At 69.2% G+C, this 16,258-nt stretch carries 17 protein-coding genes; 12 read left to right on the top strand and 5 right to left on the bottom strand.

Features of this window, described 5'->3' with window-relative positions:
- Positions 1-186: 186 nt before the first annotated feature.
- The 4 genes from ACFU53_RS20110 to ACFU53_RS20095 form a co-directional block, all read right to left on the bottom strand.
- Positions 187-1,476, bottom strand: coding sequence for a citrate synthase (locus ACFU53_RS20110; RefSeq protein ID WP_383993878.1), 1,290 nt, complete (start codon positions 1,474-1,476; stop codon positions 187-189).
- A gap of 263 nt (positions 1,477-1,739) precedes the next feature.
- Entirely contained in the window at positions 1,740-4,004 is a 2,265-nt protein-coding gene (locus tag ACFU53_RS20105) for an ATP-dependent RecD-like DNA helicase (protein ID WP_383993875.1), read from the bottom strand.
- 39 nt (positions 4,005-4,043) lie between these two features.
- Positions 4,044-4,238, bottom strand: a complete 195-nt coding sequence (locus ACFU53_RS20100) for a DUF397 domain-containing protein (RefSeq protein WP_383993872.1) — start codon at positions 4,236-4,238, stop codon at positions 4,044-4,046.
- 8 nt (positions 4,239-4,246) lie between these two features.
- Positions 4,247-5,098 carry a helix-turn-helix domain-containing protein gene (locus tag ACFU53_RS20095; protein ID WP_383993869.1) on the bottom strand — a complete coding sequence of 284 codons (852 nt, stop codon included), beginning with the start codon at positions 5,096-5,098 and terminating at the stop codon, positions 4,247-4,249.
- A 202-nt stretch (positions 5,099-5,300) separates the two neighbouring features.
- Here ACFU53_RS20095 and ACFU53_RS20090 point away from each other — a divergent pair, with 202 nt between their 5' ends.
- Genes ACFU53_RS20090 through ACFU53_RS20080 form a run of 3 tightly spaced genes read left to right on the top strand, consistent with a single transcriptional unit; the run spans position 5,301 to position 6,701 of the window.
- Positions 5,301-5,705 carry an ATP-binding protein gene (locus tag ACFU53_RS20090; protein ID WP_383993866.1) on the top strand — a complete coding sequence of 135 codons (405 nt, stop codon included), beginning with the start codon at positions 5,301-5,303 and terminating at the stop codon, positions 5,703-5,705.
- 56 nt (positions 5,706-5,761) lie between these two features.
- Positions 5,762-6,502: a VOC family protein gene (locus ACFU53_RS20085; RefSeq protein ID WP_383993863.1), complete on the top strand. Its 741-nt coding sequence runs from the start codon at positions 5,762-5,764 to the stop codon at positions 6,500-6,502.
- 34 nt (positions 6,503-6,536) lie between these two features.
- The gene (locus ACFU53_RS20080; protein WP_383993884.1) at positions 6,537-6,701 is read left to right on the top strand and encodes a hypothetical protein; all 165 of its coding nucleotides are present in this window, start codon (positions 6,537-6,539) and stop codon (positions 6,699-6,701) included.
- On the opposite strand, the gene ACFU53_RS20075 is transcribed toward ACFU53_RS20080, so the two are convergent.
- Entirely contained in the window at positions 6,694-7,185 is a 492-nt protein-coding gene (locus ACFU53_RS20075) for a hypothetical protein (protein WP_383993860.1), read from the bottom strand. The two genes, ACFU53_RS20080 and ACFU53_RS20075, sit on opposite strands and share 8 nt — an antisense overlap.
- Before the next feature lie 218 nt (positions 7,186-7,403).
- On the opposite strand from ACFU53_RS20075, the gene ACFU53_RS20070 reads away from it, so the two are divergent.
- The 9 genes from ACFU53_RS20070 to eccD all read left to right on the top strand — a co-directional run bounded on the left by ACFU53_RS20070 (position 7,404) and on the right by eccD (position 16,251).
- The gene (locus ACFU53_RS20070; RefSeq protein ID WP_383993857.1) at positions 7,404-8,444 is read left to right on the top strand and encodes a LacI family DNA-binding transcriptional regulator; all 1,041 of its coding nucleotides are present in this window, start codon (positions 7,404-7,406) and stop codon (positions 8,442-8,444) included.
- Entirely contained in the window at positions 8,441-9,982 is a 1,542-nt protein-coding gene (locus ACFU53_RS20065) for a sugar ABC transporter ATP-binding protein (protein ID WP_383993854.1), read from the top strand. The genes ACFU53_RS20070 and ACFU53_RS20065 overlap by 4 nt, the downstream gene beginning before the upstream one ends.
- A complete protein-coding gene (locus ACFU53_RS20060) occupies positions 9,972-11,924 on the top strand; it encodes a substrate-binding domain-containing protein (protein ID WP_383993851.1) in 1,953 nt (650 codons plus the stop codon). The genes ACFU53_RS20065 and ACFU53_RS20060 overlap by 11 nt, the downstream gene beginning before the upstream one ends.
- A 152-nt stretch (positions 11,925-12,076) precedes the next feature.
- A complete protein-coding gene (locus ACFU53_RS20055; RefSeq protein WP_383993848.1) occupies positions 12,077-12,976 on the top strand; it encodes a ribokinase in 900 nt (299 codons plus the stop codon).
- Positions 12,973-13,362, top strand: a complete 390-nt coding sequence (gene rbsD, locus ACFU53_RS20050) for a D-ribose pyranase (protein WP_383993845.1) — start codon at positions 12,973-12,975, stop codon at positions 13,360-13,362. The genes ACFU53_RS20055 and rbsD overlap by 4 nt, the downstream gene beginning before the upstream one ends.
- Before the next feature lie 421 nt (positions 13,363-13,783).
- Positions 13,784-14,116 (top strand): hypothetical protein, encoded by a 333-nt coding sequence (locus ACFU53_RS20045; RefSeq protein ID WP_383993842.1) that lies wholly within the window; start codon positions 13,784-13,786, stop codon positions 14,114-14,116.
- Between the two features lie 32 nt (positions 14,117-14,148).
- Positions 14,149-14,460, top strand: a complete 312-nt coding sequence (locus ACFU53_RS20040; protein ID WP_086763262.1) for a pore-forming ESAT-6 family protein — start codon at positions 14,149-14,151, stop codon at positions 14,458-14,460.
- An 80-nt stretch (positions 14,461-14,540) separates the two neighbouring features.
- Positions 14,541-14,846, top strand: coding sequence for a hypothetical protein (locus ACFU53_RS20035; protein WP_078935760.1), 306 nt, complete (start codon positions 14,541-14,543; stop codon positions 14,844-14,846).
- Between the two features lie 16 nt (positions 14,847-14,862).
- Positions 14,863-16,251, top strand: a complete 1,389-nt coding sequence (eccD, locus tag ACFU53_RS20030; protein WP_383993837.1) for a type VII secretion integral membrane protein EccD — start codon at positions 14,863-14,865, stop codon at positions 16,249-16,251.
- The last annotated feature ends 7 nt before the right edge of the window (positions 16,252-16,258 follow it).

Below are 16,258 nucleotides of genomic sequence, written 5' to 3'. Positions count from 1 at the left end.
GTGCTCGACCCTGCGGGCCTCCGCGCGTTCGCCCTCTCGACACAGGCGCGCCCCTTCGGCTCACTCGCCGTAGGGCGCCCTCTTCTGCCGTGGGACAAAGCAGTGGGCCTCAGTGGGACAGCAGTGGGCCCGTACGGACGGCTTTCCGTACGGGCCCCTTGACTACAAGTACTCAGCGCGCAGTGGTCAGCGGGCCTCGACCGGCACGAAGTCGCGCTCGACGACGCCCGTGTAGATCTGGCGCGGGCGGCCGATGCGGGAGCCCGGCTCCTTGATCATCTCGTGCCACTGGGCGATCCAGCCCGGCAGGCGGCCGAGGGCGAAGAGAACCGTGAACATCTCGGTCGGGAAGCCCATGGCGCGGTAGATCAGACCCGTGTAGAAGTCCACGTTCGGGTAGAGGTTGCGCGAGACGAAGTAGTCGTCGGAGAGCGCGTGCTCCTCCAGCTTCAGCGCGATGTCCAGCAGCTCGTCGGACTTGCCGAGCGCGGAGAGGACGTCGTGCGCTGCGGCCTTGATGATCTTGGCGCGCGGGTCGAAGGACTTGTACACCCGGTGGCCGAAGCCCATCAGGCGGACGCCGTCCTCCTTGTTCTTCACCTTGCGGATGAAGGAGTCGACATCGCCGCCGTTCGCCTGGATGCCCTCCAGCATCTCCAGGACGGACTGGTTGGCGCCGCCGTGCAGCGGGCCCCAGAGCGCGGAGATACCGGCGGAGATCGAGGCGAACATGTTCGCCTGCGAGGAGCCGACCAGGCGGACCGTGGAGGTCGAACAGTTCTGCTCGTGATCCGCGTGCAGGATGAGCAGCTTGTCGAGCGCGGAGACGACGACCGGGTCGAGGTCGTACTCCTGGGCCGGAACCGAGAAGGTCATGCGCAGGAAGTTCTCGACGTAACCGAGGTCGTTGCGCGGGTAGACGAACGGGTGTCCGATCGACTTCTTGTACGCGTACGCCGCGATGGTCGGCAGCTTGGCGAGCAGGCGGATCGTGGAGAGGTTGCGCTGCCGCTCGTCGAACGGGTTGTGGCTGTCCTGGTAGAACGTCGACAGGGCGCTGACCACGGAGGACAGCATCGCCATCGGGTGGGCGTCGCGCGGGAAGCCCCGGTAGAAGTTCTTGACGTCCTCGTGCAGCAGGGTGTGCTGCGTGATCTCGCCCTGGAAAGTGGCGAGCTCGTCGACGGTCGGAAGCTCACCGTTGATCAGCAGGTACGCCACCTCAAGGAAGGTGGAGCGCTCGGCCAGCTGCTCGATCGGGTAGCCGCGGTACCGCAGGATGCCCTGCTCGCCGTCGAGATAGGTGACGGCGGATTTATAGGCAGCGGTGTTGCCGTAGCCGCTGTCCAGGGTGACCAGACCGGTCTGGGCCCGGAGCTTCCCGATGTCGAAGCCCTTGTCGCCGACGGTGCTGTCGATCACCGGGTAGGTGTACTCGCCGTCGCCGTACCGCAGTACTACAGAGTTGTCGCTCACGTCATCCCTCACCGACGTAGTGCCTCATCTTCGAGGTGCCCTGACTGTCTCTACCATCCCCCAATTGGCTCTGGAGAGTGCACTCGGGGTCGACCATCGGGCCCATCGGCGGCACTGAGTGCCGCCAACTTGCTCATCCTGCCCCCTCCGTCCGACATCTGGAAGAGCTGTGTGACCTTTACGACTCATTTGATCGATCAAATTTCACTCACGGGGCGACGGGCCTTCACGAGAGATCCGCACAGGGCCCCGTCGAGACGTCCTCACAGGGCCCGTGGAGCGAGCCGGAAGTCCAGCGCCGTGCACCGCCGGCCGGCGGAGACCGTGCGGACCGCCTGGCCGATCGCCTTGCGGGAGCCGACGAGGACGACCAGCTTCTTCGCCCTGGTCACCGCCGTGTAGAGGAGGTTGCGCTGGAGCATCATCCAGGCTCCGGTGGTGACCGGGATCACCACGGCCGGGTACTCGCTGCCCTGGGACCGGTGGATCGTCACCGCGTAGGCGTGCGCCAGCTCGTCCAGTTCGTCGAACTCGTACGCCACCTCCTCGTCCTCGTCCGTCAGGACCGTCAGCCGCTGGTCGACCGGGTCGAGCGCGGTGACGACGCCGACGGTGCCGTTGAAGACGCCGTTCTCGCCCTTCTCGTAATTGTTGCGAATCTGGGTGACCTTGTCGCCGACGCGGAAGACCCGGCCGCCGAACCGCTTCTCGGGCAGGTCGGGGCGGGCGGGGGTGATGGCCTGCTGGAGCAGCCCGTTGAGGTTGCCCGCGCCCGCCGGCCCCCGGTGCATGGGCGCCAGCACCTGCACGTCCCGGCGCGGGTCGAGCCCGAACTTGGCCGGAATACGACGGGCCGCCACATCCACCGTGAGCCGCCCGGCCTCCTCCGTGTCGTCCTCGACGAAGAGGAAGAAGTCCTTCATGTTGTCGGTGACCGGGTGCTGTCCGGAGTTGATCCGGTGCGCGTTGGTCACCACGCCCGACTGCTGGGCCTGGCGGAAGACCTTGGTGAGCCGGACGGCCGGGATCGGGCTGCCGTCGGCCAGCAGGTCACGGAGGACCTCGCCCGCGCCGACGCTGGGGAGTTGGTCGACGTCTCCGACGAAGAGGATGTGCGCCCCCGGAGGCACCGCCTTCACCAGCTTGTTGGCCAGCAGGAGGTCCAACATGGAGGCCTCGTCGACCACCACCAGGTCGGCGTCCAGAGGGCGGTCCTTGTCGTACGCCGCGTCGCCGCCGGGCTTCAGCTCCAGCAGGCGGTGGACGGTGGAGGCGTCGGCGCCGGTCAGCTCGGCGAGGCGTTTGGCGGCGCGGCCGGTGGGGGCGGCCAGCACGACCTTCGCCTTCTTGGCGCGGGCGAGTTCCACGATCGAGCGCACGGTGAAGGACTTGCCGCAGCCGGGACCGCCGGTGAGCACGGCCACCTTCTCGGTCAGCGCGAGGCGTACGGCCGCCTCCTGCTCGGGGGCCAACTCCGTGCCCGTACGCCCCCTCAGCCAGGCCAGCGCCTTGTCCCAGGCGACGTCGTGGAAGCCGGGCATACGGTCCTGGTCCGTGCGCAGGAGGCGCAGCAGCTGGGCGGAGAGGGAGAGTTCGGCGCGGTGGAAGGGGACGAGGTAGATCGCGGTGACCGGGTCGTCGTGCTCGCCGTTCTGGCCGGGGACCTTCTCCCGTACGACGCCGGGGTCGCCGGAGTCCTCGTCCGGCAGGGCGAGTTCGGCCAGGCACTCGATGACCAGGCCGGTGTCGACCTGGAGGAGCTTGACCGCGTCGGCGATCAGCCGCTCCTCCGGGAGGTAACAGTTGCCCTGGTCGGTCGCCTGCGAAAGGGCGTACTGCAGGCCCGCCTTGACGCGCTCCGGGCTGTCGTGGGGGATGCCGACGGACTGGGCAATCTTGTCGGCGGTGAGGAAGCCGATGCCCCAGACGTCGGAGGCGAGGCGGTACGGCTGGTTCTTCACGACGCCGATCGAGGCGTCGCCGTACTTCTTGTAGATGCGCACGGCGATGGACGTGGACACCTCCACCGTCTGGAGGAAGAGCATGACCTCCTTGATCGCCTTCTGTTCCTCCCAGGCGTCGGCGATCTTCTTGGTGCGCTTGGGACCGAGGCCGGGGACCTCGATGAGGCGCTTGGGCTCCTCCTCGATGATCTGGAGGGTGTCCAGGCCGAAGTGCTGGGTGATGCGGTCGGCGAAGACCGGCCCGATGCCCTTGACCAGGCCCGAGCCGAGGTAACGGCGGATGCCCTGGATCGTGGCCGGGAGGACCGTCGTGTAGTTCTCGACCGTGAACTGTTTCCCGTACTGCGGGTGGGAGCCCCAGCGGCCCTCCATGCGCAGGGACTCGCCGGCCTGGGCACCGAGGAGGGCGCCGACGACGGTGAGGAGGTCGCCGCCGCCCCGGCCGGTGTCCACGCGCGCGACGGTGTAGCCGTTGTCCTCGTTCGCGTACGTGATGCGTTCGAGGACGCCTTCGAGTACGGCGAGCTGCCGTTCGCCCGGGGGGTTCCCCGCCTGTTGCGCCATGATCCGACGGTACAGCCAGGGGCTGACAGGGGTGGTGGATCAGTGGCGGGGGTGTGCCTTCAGGGCTTCGAGGAAGCTGGTGAAGGCGGGGGTGGGGAAGGTGAGGGTGGCCCGCGCTGGGGCCTTGGAGTCTCGGACTGCTGTGTGGGTGGGGGTGGGGGCTACTTCCACGCAGTTGTCGCCGTCGCCGTCGCCGGAGTAGGACGACTTTCGCCAGTTTCTGGGGACAGTCATGAAGTGCCTCACAGCTCCTTTGCCAGACGCCTGATGAATTCGCGCGACTGCTCAGGGGCGAGCGCCCTCGCTCTCACTTGTCGGAAGCGAGCGCGATATGTGGCCAGTTGGTCCTCTGCATCAATGTAGAGCGCACCCGTGGGGCCGTCTCGGATCACAGTGTCCAGTCTGGTCACGCTGCCGCCCACGTAGGTCATCGAGCTGCTGGCCCAGGAGAAGCCCTCCATGTCGAAGGGGACAACCCGCACATCGATGTGCTCCGCTTCGGAAACTTCCAGGAGGTGGGTGAGCTGCCCTCGTGCGGCGGCCCGGGTGCCGACCATGATGCGGAGCGCCGCTTCATGGATCACGGCGTCGAGGCGGATCGGCAGGGCTCCTTCGAGGACCGCACGACGCGCCATGCGATGGCGCACGCGCAACTCCAGTGCCTCTTCAGTCAGTTCGGGGACTCGTGTGGCGTGTACGGCACGGGCGTAGGCCTCGGTCTGCAGCAGACCCGGCACATACAGGATCTCGAGGCAGGACTGGAACCGAGAGTGATGGTCCAGCTCGGCCAGGTCCAGGAACGGCGCAGGAAGCAGCCCCCGGTACTCCTCCCACCATCCACGTGTCCGCTCCGTGGCCATCTTGACCAGGGCGTCGACGAACTCGATGTCCGTGCAGGCGTAGTGGCTTGTGAGGCGCCGGAGTCGTTGCTCACTGACACCCGTGAGTCCGGATTCGATATGGCTCATCTGGACGCGGCTCACCCCAAGCAGCGCCGCCGCCTCGGTCGCGTTCAGTCCAGCCGCGTCACGGAGTCTGCGCAGCTCCGTCGCCAGGCGCATCTGACGTGCGGTTGGCTCGCGCCTCAGAACCACTACTCACTCCTTGGTCCAACACTTCCGCCGACAGGCTCGTTCGGGGTCAGATTACGCGACCAGCTTGCTAGGGATGAATTGTTAGGTCTACCTTCAGTGATGCAACGCACACGCTACGGAAGCGCACCGCCCCGTCCTGCCATGACGTCTGCGGCAATGCCACCGTGCGCGGAACCCCCCTCGCCACCGGAGTTGATGACCCATGCCCGAAAACTGGGACTACACCCTCCAGATCCCCAACGACCTCAGAGCGGTGCCCATCTGCCGTCGCACCCTGCGGTTGATCCTCACCATGCACGGTCTCGTCGGGCTGGTGGACACGGCGGAGTTGCTCGCGACCGAGCTCGTGTCCAACGCCGTACTGCACACGAAGGGGCCCGCCGCACTCCGGGTGCGGCGGTCGGCGGAGGGCACGGTGTGGATCGGGGCGTGGGACGCCGATCCCGAACCGCCGCGACCGCCGGAGCCGTTGGAGCGGGTGGGCGAGCAGGAGGACGGGCGGGGGCTGGGTCTCGTCGTGGCCTGCGCGACGTACTGGGGCTGGATGCCGTCGGCCAGGTTCGGCGAACGGGGCAAGTACGTGTGGTGCGAGCTGGCGGCGGCGTAGGACCCACTTGGAGATGCGCAAGCGTCGTCGTAAAGCGGGTGCATAGGATCGCCGGCATGGCGCTGCGACCTGTTCATGTGAACGTAAAGGCTCTTGATGCCTCGGCGGTCGGCCGGTTCTGGGCGGAGGCGCTCGGCTGGAGTGCTTACAGCCCCGGAGTGACCACCTACGTCGGACCCGTCGGCGGCCTCGTGTGGCCGGACCCGGTCGCCGTCGGCATCGACGTCGTGCCCGTCCCGGAACGCAAGTCGACAACAAAGAACCGTGTGCACCTCGATCTCGCCACCACCTCTGCGGCCCATCAGGCGGAGTTGGTCGCGCGCCTTGAGGCTCTCGGTGCGACGCCCGCCCACGTGGGCCAGGGCGAAGTGCCGTGGACGGTCCTCGCCGACCCGGAGGGCAACGAGTTCTGTGTGCTGGAGCCCCGGGAGATCTACCGGGACACCGGGCCGATCGCCGCGGTGGTGGTCGACTGCGTGGATCCGCGGGCCATGGCCCGGTTCTGGGGTGAGGCGATGGACTGGTCCCTGCACGAGGTGACTGACGATCATGCGTCGCTGCGCTCCACCAAGGGTGGCGGCCCGTATCTCGAGTTCCTCCGCACGCCCGGCGTGAAGACCGTGCCGGACCGTGTCCATCTTGACCTGCTGCCGTACACCGGTGACGACAAAGCAGCGGAGGTGGCCCGACTGCGGGCCCTCGGCGCCACCGACCTCGACCTCGGCCAGGGCGACGTCCCGTGGACGTGCCTGGCCGATCCGGAGGGCCATGAGTTCTGCGTCCTCGCCCCGTCCTGACGCGGAGCCTCAACAAGACCCCGACACATGAGCCTTGTGTGCTCATGCGCCACACTCCGGAGGCTCCCGCCTGATCGCCCAGGGCAAGCACCACACCCAGGCCGTCCTCTGCCTCGCCGGACGCCGAGCCGACGTCCTCTTCGCGATGCTCCGCGACGGCACCTTCTACGCATCACGTCCGGCGGCCACGGTCAGCTGATCCGCGGTTCCGCCAGCAGCACCACCCGGTCGGACTCGACATCGAATCCCAGCACCGGATGGCTCTGGTCCCAGTCACCTTCGGGCGTCATCACCACCGGCTTGCCCAGTCGGCACCCGATCGCACGAAGAAATCCGCACAGCATGTCCAGCCGCTCCTGCCCCTGCAACTCCCTCAGGTCCACGTCGAAACCGATCTCGTCAGCCGACTCCAACCGAAAGATCGCCAACACATCCGATGCCGGCCAGACCCGCAGGTCCGCGCACTCGGCATCAGCAGGCCGCGACAGCACCTCCCCAGCACGCGGCAGCGGAACGACCACGCCACCTTCGGAGAACTCACTCCGCCAGCCACTCGCAACGACCAGATCTAGGACCGCTTGCCAATCCTGGACCGTAGTTCCCGTGACCCACACATCCGGAAGGCACCCCTCCCACTCAAGGTCGAAGAAGCCCTTGACGTCATCCCACAGCAGCTCGGACACCAGGCCATGCTGACCTCAGCCCGAACACAAACGCACCCGGATTTCCTTGACCAAACCCATAGGGGCACCACCGGTTGAGCGCCTGACCGAGGCCGGGCCCCCGTTACGAGTGCTCGGTCACGATTGGATTTCAGCCACTGTCGCCCTCTTGCCGCATCCACGTGTAATCGATTCCAATCCTCCTCGTGTAATCGATTCCACGAGGAGGTGGAGCGGTGATGGCCGGCATCAAGGATGTCGCGGCCGAGGCGGGGGTGTCGGCCGCGACGGTGTCGCGCGTGCTGAATGATCATCCTTCGGTCAGCGCGGAGGCGCGTGCGCGGGTGTTGGCCGCCGTCGCGGCGCTGGGGTATCGGCCGAACGCCGTGGCCCGGTCGTTGCGGACGGACCAGACGCACACTCTCGGGCTGGTGATCAGCGATGTGATGAACCCTTACTTCACGGAGCTGGCACGGTCCGTGGAGGAGGAGGCGCGGGCGCTCGGGTACAGCGTGATCATCGGGAACGCCGACGAGCGGCCCGAGCTTCAGGATCATCACGTACGGAACCTGCTCGACCGGCGGATCGACGGGCTGCTCGTCTCCCCCACCGACGGCGGCTCCCCGCTGATGCTGGACGCCGTTCGGGCCGGGACACCGATGGTGTTCGTGGACCGGTGGATCCCGGGGGTCGACGTGCCGGTGGTGCGTGCGGACGGGCGGGGGGCCGTACGGGATCTCGTCTCGCATCTGTACGGGCTCGGGCATCGGCGGCTCGCGATCATCGCGGGGCCGGCGGCCACCACGACCGGACGGGAGCGCGTCGAGGTTTTCAGGGAGGCTTTGGGCGAGCTCGGGCTGCCGCTGCCGGACGACTACATCGGGCAGGGCGACTTCCAGGCGGAGAGCGGGCGGCGGGTCACCGAGGGGTTTCTTGATCTGGCCGAGCCGCCCGAGGTCGTGTTCGCGGCCGACAACCTGATGGCGCTGGGCGCACTCGACGCTATCCGCGCGCGTGGAATGCGGGTTCCCGAGGACGTCGGGCTGGCCGCCTTCGACGACATTCCGTGGTTCGTGCACACCGATCCGCCGATCACGGCGGTCGCCCAGCCGACGGGCGAGCTGGGGCGGGCCGCCGTACGCGCCCTGGTCGACCGTATCGAGGGGCGGCCTCCGCAGTCCGTCACCCTCCCGGCACGTCTCGTCGTACGCCTCTCGTGCGGCGAGTCCCCCGCCCAGACCCCCATCGAGTCCCCCGTAACGAACAGGAGCGCGTCGTGAGCGACCCGGACGAGTTGCTGCGCATCGAAGGCATACGCAAGACCTTCCCCGGTGTGGTCGCGCTGGACGGCGTCGACTTCGATCTGCGCCGGGGCGAGGTGCACGTCCTGCTCGGTGAGAACGGCGCGGGCAAGAGCACGCTCATCAAGATGCTCTCCGGCGCCTACACCCCCGACGCGGGACGGATCCTGGCCGGTGGCGAGGAGGTGCGCATCCACGGTGCGCAGGACTCCGAGCGGCTCGGGATCGCCACCATCTACCAGGAGTTCAATCTCGTACCGGATCTGACCGTCGCCGAGAACATCTTCCTGGGGCGGCAGCCTCGCCGCTACGGGATGATCGACCGGAAGCGGATGGAGGCCGAGGCCGCCGAGCTGCTGGAGCGGGTCGGCGTGAAGGTGTCGCCACGCGCGCGCGTGCGTGAACTCGGTATCGCGCGGCTGCAGATGGTCGAGATCGCGAAGGCGTTGAGTCTCGATGCCCGCGTGTTGATCATGGATGAGCCGACCGCCGTGCTGACGACCGAGGAGGTCGAGAAGCTTTTCGCGATCGTGCGCCGGCTGCGTGAGGACGGGGTGGGCGTCGTCTTCATCACGCACCACCTGGAGGAGATCGCCGCTCTGGGGGATCGGGTGACCGTCATTCGCGACGGGAAGAGCGTCGGGCAGGTGCCCGCGACCACGCCCCAGGACGAGCTCGTACGGCTCATGGTCGGGCGGTCGATCGAGCAGCAGTATCCGCGGCAGCAGGGTGACGCCGACGCCGACTCCGGAGAGGCGTTGCTCGTTGTCGAGGGGCTCACGCGGGACGGGGTGTTCCATGACGTGAGCTTCGAGGTGCGGGCCGGTGAGGTCGTCGGCATCGCGGGGCTCGTGGGGGCCGGGCGTACGGAGGTCGTGCGGGCCGTGTTCGGCGCCGATCCGTACGACAAGGGGGCCGTGAAGGTCGCCGGGGCCCGGGTTCCCAAGGACGACGTCAGCGCGGCGATGACGGCCGGGATCGGGCTCGTGCCCGAGGACCGCAAGGGCCAGGGCCTGCTGCTGGACGCATCCGTCGAGGAGAACCTCGGTCTGGTGACCCTGCGGGGCGCCACCAAGGGCGGGTTCGTCGATCTCAAGGGGCAGCGGGAGAACGCGGCCCGGGTCGCCGAGCGGCTCGGGGTCCGGATGGCGGGGCTGCACCAGCACGTCCGCACCCTGTCCGGCGGCAACCAGCAGAAGGTCGTCATCGGCAAGTGGCTGCTGGCGGACACCAGGGTGCTGATCCTCGACGAGCCGACGCGTGGGATCGACGTCGGCGCGAAGGTCGAGATCTACGAGCTGATCAACGAGCTGACGGCCGCCGGTGCCGCCGTACTGATGATCTCCAGTGACCTGCCCGAGGTGCTCGGTATGAGCGACCGGGTGCTGGTCATGGCCCAGGGGCGGATCGCGGGCGAACTGGCTGCCGCCGAGGCCACCCAGGACGCCGTGATGGCGCTCGCCGTCTCCAACCCCATCAACCGCACCAGTGAAACGGAGGCCCCCCGTGGCCGCTGACACGCTCAAGAGCACTACGGGCGCGAGTGGCGCCTCGGGGCTTCGCCGGCTCCTGCTCGACAACGGCGCGCTGACCGCGCTCATCGTCCTCGTCGTCGCGATGTCGGTGCTGTCCGGCGACTTCCTGACGGCCGACAACCTGCTCAACATCGGTGTCCAGGCCGCCGTCACCGCGATCCTCGCGTTCGGTGTGACCTTCGTGATCGTCTCGGCGGGCATCGACCTGTCGGTGGGCTCGGTCGCGGCGCTGTCGGCCACCGTGCTTGCCTGGAGCGCCACTTCGGAGGGCGTACCGGTCTGGATAGCCGTGATCCTCGCGATCGGCACCGGTATCGCGTGCGGTCTCGTCAACGGCTTCCTCATCTCGTACGGGAAGCTCCCGCCGTTCATCGCGACGCTCGCCATGCTGTCGGTGGGGCGCGGTCTGTCGCTGGTGATCTCGCAGGGCAGCCCGATCGCGTTCCCGGAGTCGGTGTCGCACCTCGGTGACAACCTGGGCGGCTGGCTGCCGGTGCCGGTCCTGGTGATGGTGGTCCTGGGTGTCGTGACGGCCGTGATCCTCGGGCGTACGTACATCGGGCGTGCCATGTACGCGATCGGCGGCAACGAGGAGGCTGCCCGGCTCTCCGGCCTGCGGGTGAAGCGGCAGAAGCTGGCGATCTACGCGCTGTCCGGTCTGTTCGCCGCCGCCGCGGGCATCGTGCTCGCCTCCCGGCTCTCCTCCGCGCAGCCGCAGGCCGCGCAGGGCTATGAGCTGGACGCGATCGCGGCGGTCGTCATCGGCGGCGCCTCGCTGGCCGGTGGTACGGGCAAGGCGTCGGGGACGCTGATCGGCGCGCTGATCCTGGCGGTGCTTCGGAACGGGCTGAATCTGATGTCCGTTTCCGCCTTCTGGCAGCAGGTCGTCATCGGTGTGGTGATCGCGCTGGCGGTGCTCCTCGACACCGTGCGGCGGAAGGCGGGGGCGACTCCGGTTCCGGCGGGAGCCGGGGGTTCCGGGGACCGGCGGAAGCAGGCGGTGACGTATGTGCTGGCCGCGGTGGTCGCGGCGGCTGTCGTGGGCGCGACCTCCTTCCTGCACAGCGGGTCGTCGGCGGCGAAGAGCGAGAAGATCGGGCTGTCGCTGTCGACGCTCAACAACCCGTTCTTCGTGCAGATCCGGGCCGGTGCGCAGGACGAGGCGAAGAAGCTGGGCGTGGACCTGTCCGTCACCGACGCGCAGAACGACGCCTCGCAGCAGGCCAACCAGCTGCAGAACTTCACCAGCGAGGGTCTCGGCACGATCATCGTCAACCCGGTGGACTCCGACGCGGTGACCCCGGCGGCGAAGGCCGTGAACAAGGCGGACATCCCGCTGGTGGCCGTCGACCGCGCGGTCAACGGCGCGAACACGGCCGCGCTCGTCGCCTCCGACAACGTCAGCGGCGGCAGGCTCGCCGCCAAGTCGCTCGCCGAGAAGCTGGGCGGCAAGGGCGAGATCGTCATCCTCCAGGGCCAGGCGGGCACCTCCGCCAGCCGGGAGCGCGGCGCCGGCTTCGCCGAGGGTCTGAAGGCCTACCCGGGCATCAAGGTCCTCGCCAAGCAGCCCGCCGACTGGGACCGCACCAAGGGCCTCGACGTGATGACGAACCTCCTCCAGGCCAACTCCGACGTCGACGGTGTCTTCGCCGAGAACGACGAGATGGCCCTCGGTGCGATCAAGGCGCTCGGCTCCAGGGCCGGCAAGTCCGTCCAGGTCATCGGCTTCGACGGAACGGCGGACGGTCTGAAGGCCGTCGAGGCGGGCACGCTGTACGCGTCGGTCGCGCAGCAGCCCGCGGAACTCGGCAGGATCGCGGTGCGCAACGCGGTGAAGGCCGCCGGAGGCGAGAAGGTCGAGAAGTCGGTGATGGTGCCGGTGAAGGTGGTCACGTCGGAGAACGTGGCCGAGTTCAGCGGCTGACACGATGCGGTGGCCGGGCGGGGAGACCCGTCCGGCCACATCGGGCTTTTCGCCTGGGGCTTCGGGCTTTCCGCCCGTCGCATCGGGCTTTCCGCCCGTCGGCGTGACCGGCCACCGGGCGGTCTCAATCCACCTGCACAGGGAGATGGATCATGTACGACTACGACCTCCTGGTCGTGGGATCGGCCAACGCCGACCTGGTGATCGGTGTCGAGCGGCGGCCGGGGGCCGGCGAGACCGTGCTCGGCTCAGACCTGGCCGTGCATCCGGGCGGCAAGGGCGCCAACCAGGCGGTGGCGGCGGCCCGGCTCGGGGCGCGTACGGCGCTGCTGGCGCGGGTCGGCGACGACGGCAACGGACGGCTGTTGCTGGACTCGCAGCGCGCGGCCGGAGTCGACACGGCCGGGGTGCTGGTCGGCGGGGCGCCCACCGGGGTCGCGCTGATCACGGTGGACCCGTCGGGCGACAACAGCATCGTCGTGTCACCCGGCGCCAACGGGAAGCTGACCCCCGAGGACGTGCGGGCGGCCGAGGCGCTGCTGCGGGCGTCCCGGGTGGTCTCGGCGCAGTTGGAGATCCCGTTGGAGACGGTGGAGGAGGTCGTACGGCGGCTGCCGCAGGGGGCTCGTTTCGTGCTGAACCCGTCGCCGCCGAGGGAGTTGCCCGCCGAGGTGCTGGCCGCCTGTGATCCGCTGATCGTCAACGAGCACGAGGCGCAGGTCATCGTCGGGGGCGAGCTGGCGGGTTCGCCGGAGGACTGGGCGCGGGCGCTGCTGGCGCTCGGGCCGCGTTCGGTGGTCGTCACGCTGGGCGCGGAGGGTGCGCTGGTCGCGACCGCCGACGGCAGTGCGCGGGTGCCCGCCGTGAAGGTGGACGCCGTGGACACCACAGGGGCCGGGGACGCGTTCACCGCGGCGCTGGCGTGGAAGCTGGGGGCGGGCTCGGAGCCGGCCGAGGCCGCCGCGTACGCGGCCCGGGTCGGGGCCGCCGCCGTCACCAAAGCCGGGGCGCAGGTGTCCTTCCCGACCGCCGAGGAGGTCGCGGCGCTGTGAAGCGGGCCGGGATACTCAATCGTCATCTGGCGGGCGCCCTCGCCGAGTTGGGGCACGGGCACGGGGTGTTGGTGTGCGACGCGGGGATGCCGGTGCCGGAGGGGCCGCGCGTGGTCGACCTGGCGTTCCGGGCCGGGGTGCCGTCCTTCGCGGAGGTGCTGGACGGGCTGCTCGACGAGATCGTGGTCGAGGGCGCGACCGCCGCGCGCGAGGTCCGGGGCGCGAACCCGGAGGCGACGGTGCTGCTGGAGGACCGCTTCCCCGACCTGGAACTGGTCTCCCACGAGAAGCTGAAGGAGCTGTCGGGGGGCGCGCGACTGATCGTACGGACCGGGGAGGCGCGGCCGTACGCGAATGTGCTGTTGCGGTGCGGAGTGTTCTTCTAGCGGCGGGGTGTTCTTCCGGCGGGCGCTCCGGGGGTGCCCGGAACGTTTCGAGGGGCCCGGTCCAGTGGACCGGGCCCCTCGGCTTTCCCCTCCGTATCAGAACCCCCGCGATCCCCCCAGATCCCCCTCCGAGAAGTCCTGATGCCAAGTACGACCCGCGGAGTGCGGGGAGGGTTGCACGGTGTCTTGGAAGTTTTTTGGTATGCCAATTCCGGTCAGGGATTGAGCAGGGCGTCGATTCGGCCGAGTACCCGCAGGGCGGCCCGGCGTCATCCGTAACCTCTGGTGGCGGTCGGCCACAAGGCTGTTCGAATTATGTCCCGATGATGTCACTTCGCAGGCAAGTGCGTTGCGGGTGCAACGCGTTGTGGGAGAGCATGTTCGGGACGTAGGTGACCGGACACACGGGGGTGGACACGACGTGAAGTTCGACATGGGGTCGACGACCCTGGCGGACCTCGGGAAGAGCACGCTCGGATCGAGCGACGACCTCGGGACGCTGATCCAGCTGCTGATCAGCGCGGCGGAACCGCTGGAGGGCAAGTTCAACGGCTCGGGCAAGGTGGCGTTCGACTCGTTCAAGAACCGCGCGGACGAGATCACCGCCGATCTGAACGGCTCGCTCGCCGCGATCCTGGGCGGTCAGTCGGGCATGGACGACGCGTTCGGCACGGGTGACGTGGAGTCCCAGGACAACGCCAACCAGAACATGGGCCTGGCCAACTTCGACGCGGCCCGCTTCGGCGCCCGATAAGCCATCGAGAGCATCAGTAGGGGGACATCCACATGGCGCAGAACCAGGACCGCCGTTCGTACGACACCGGCGCCTCGGGCGAGGTGCAGACCGCGCTCGGCACGATCGTGGGGCAGTTGGAGCGGGTGCTCGGCGACCGTGACGCCGCCGTCAAGGCCGCGATGACCGAGTTCCAGGCCGACGGTGTCTCGGACGACTACCACGGCAAGGAAGAGCGCTGGAAGAAGGCCGCGGGTGAGGTCCGCGAGATCATCCGCCTGGTGCGCACCACGCTCGAACAGAACGACGGCACCGCGCAGTCCACGCTGTCCAAGGCGCGCGCGGCGGTCGACCAGATCGGCTGACGGAACGGATCGAGTGACAGAGCGCGGATCGGCTGACAGAGCGGATCGGCTGAGAGAGAAGTGATCGGGGTTCCGTAGCCGTGGCAGCGCAGGATTACGACAGCCAGTTGCTGGAGTCGGTGTCGGTGCGGCGTCGACGGCTGCGGGACGCCCTGTTGTTCGGGGCGCAGCGGCAGCGGCGCTCGGTGGACGAACGGATCGGGAAGATCTTCGCCGGGATCGTCATCGCGGCGGTGTTGTGCGCGGGATGTGTGGGGTGGTCTTTCGTGTCGAACCGCATCATCGGCAAGAGTCCGTACGGGGGTTCCGTGCAGCCGTCGGTCACGCCGTCCCCCTCTGTTTCCACAGCGGTTTCCACAGCCCCGACCAGCACTTCTACCCGGTGATAGGTTCGATCGCGTGATGTCTACGGGGACGTTGGGGCAGGCCACGGGCGGGGCGCGGACGGCGCTCAGCCGGGTCACGCTGGTGGGTGAGCGGCGGCGGGTGGACCTCGTGCTGCCGTCGCGGGAACCGGTCGGACTGCTGCTGCCGGAGATCATGCGGCTGCTCGACGACCAGGTCGGCGGGCGGCCCGAGTTGCGGCATCTCGTCACCGCGGACGGTTCCGCGCTGGCGCACGACAGCACGCTGGAGTCGGCCGGGGTTCCGGACGGCGCCGTGCTGCGGCTCGTCCGGGCCGAGGACGCGCCGTCGGCGCCCGTCGTGCACGATGTCACGGACGAGGCGGCCGAGGACCTCGACGCCCGCGGTCTGCGCTGGCGGCCGGCCACGCGCCGGATCACCGCCGGACTCGCCACGGTCGGCTGGGCGCTGGCCGCCGGGATGTTCGCACGGGCCGCGTACGAGCCCGGGGTCGTCGCCGGTGCGCTGCTCGGTGTCGCGCTGGTGGCCGCGGTCGTGGGTGCGCTGCTGGGGCGGGCCGGGAAGCGGGGCCTGGCGACGACGCTGATCGCGACGGCCGGTGCGCTGGGGCTGCTCGGCGCCTCGACGGTGGCGGAAGCACAGGAGTGGTCCGGGACGCCGCAGGTCGCGGCCCTGGCCACGGCCGGGGTGGTCACGCTCGCCCTGCTCGGGCTGTTCACCCCGCTCGGGCGGGGTGGGCTGGTCGGGGCGGGGGCGTTGGCCGGGGCCTCGGTGTGCTGGCTGGGGGTCGCCGGGGCCGTGTCGGGCGCGGTGTCGTTGTCGGTGCCGGAGCAGGCCGAGGTGGGGGCCGTTCTCGCGGTGGTCTCCGTGGTCGTGCTCGGGCTGCTGCCCCGGCTGGCGCTGATGGCGTCGGGGCTCTCCGGCCTCGACGACCGGCGTTCGGGCGGTGCCTCCGTGAGCCGCTTCCAGGTGTCGGCGGCGCTCACCGCGACGCACCGGGGACTGGCCCTCGCGACGGTCACGATGGCCGTCTCGGCGACCGCGGCCGGGGTGTTCGCGCTGCGGGCGCCCACCAAGTGGACCGTGTTGCTGGCCGTCGTGACCATGGTCGTCCTCGCGCTGCGCGCGCGGGCGTTCCCGCTGGTCGCCGAGGTCGTGGTGCTGCTCGGCGCGGCGGCCGTGCTCGCCGTGCGGCTGGTCTCGGCCTGGCTGGACCACTCCGGTGAGGCGGCCGGCCCGCTCGCCGTCCTCGTCCTCCTCGCCGTGCTTCCCCTCCTGGTGCTCGCCGTGCAGCCCGCCGAGCACGTACGCGTACGGCTCCGGCGCTTCGGCGACACGCTCGAATCCATCGGCGTCATCACCCTGTTCCCGCTGCTCATAGGGGTGTTCGGCGTGTACGGACGACTGCTCGACACGTTCGCTTAGGAGCTGG

This window comes from Streptomyces sp. NPDC057474 (genome assembly GCF_042802555.1).
Lineage (GTDB): Bacteria > Actinomycetota > Actinomycetes > Streptomycetales > Streptomycetaceae > Streptomyces.
The sequence above is the reverse complement of the archived record's forward strand: the minus strand, read 5'-3'. Positions and strand labels throughout refer to the sequence as shown.

What these genes read in the sequence shown, in the direction of transcription:
- ACFU53_RS20105 (WP_383993875.1), bottom strand. Translation starts at nt 4,004, where the DNA reads ATGGCGCAACAGGCGGGGAACCCCCCGGGCGAACGGCAGCTCGCCGTA.
- ACFU53_RS20100 (WP_383993872.1), bottom strand. Translation starts at nt 4,238, where the DNA reads ATGACTGTCCCCAGAAACTGGCGAAAGTCGTCCTACTCCGGCGACGGC.
- ACFU53_RS20090 (WP_383993866.1), top strand. Translation starts at nt 5,301, where the DNA reads ATGCCCGAAAACTGGGACTACACCCTCCAGATCCCCAACGACCTCAGA.
- ACFU53_RS20085 (WP_383993863.1), top strand. Translation starts at nt 5,762, where the DNA reads ATGGCGCTGCGACCTGTTCATGTGAACGTAAAGGCTCTTGATGCCTCG.
- ACFU53_RS20070 (WP_383993857.1), top strand. Translation starts at nt 7,404, where the DNA reads ATGGCCGGCATCAAGGATGTCGCGGCCGAGGCGGGGGTGTCGGCCGCG.
- ACFU53_RS20055 (WP_383993848.1), top strand. Translation starts at nt 12,077, where the DNA reads ATGTACGACTACGACCTCCTGGTCGTGGGATCGGCCAACGCCGACCTG.
- ACFU53_RS20040 (WP_086763262.1), top strand. Translation starts at nt 14,149, where the DNA reads ATGGCGCAGAACCAGGACCGCCGTTCGTACGACACCGGCGCCTCGGGC.
- eccD (WP_383993837.1), top strand. Translation starts at nt 14,863, where the DNA reads ATGTCTACGGGGACGTTGGGGCAGGCCACGGGCGGGGCGCGGACGGCG.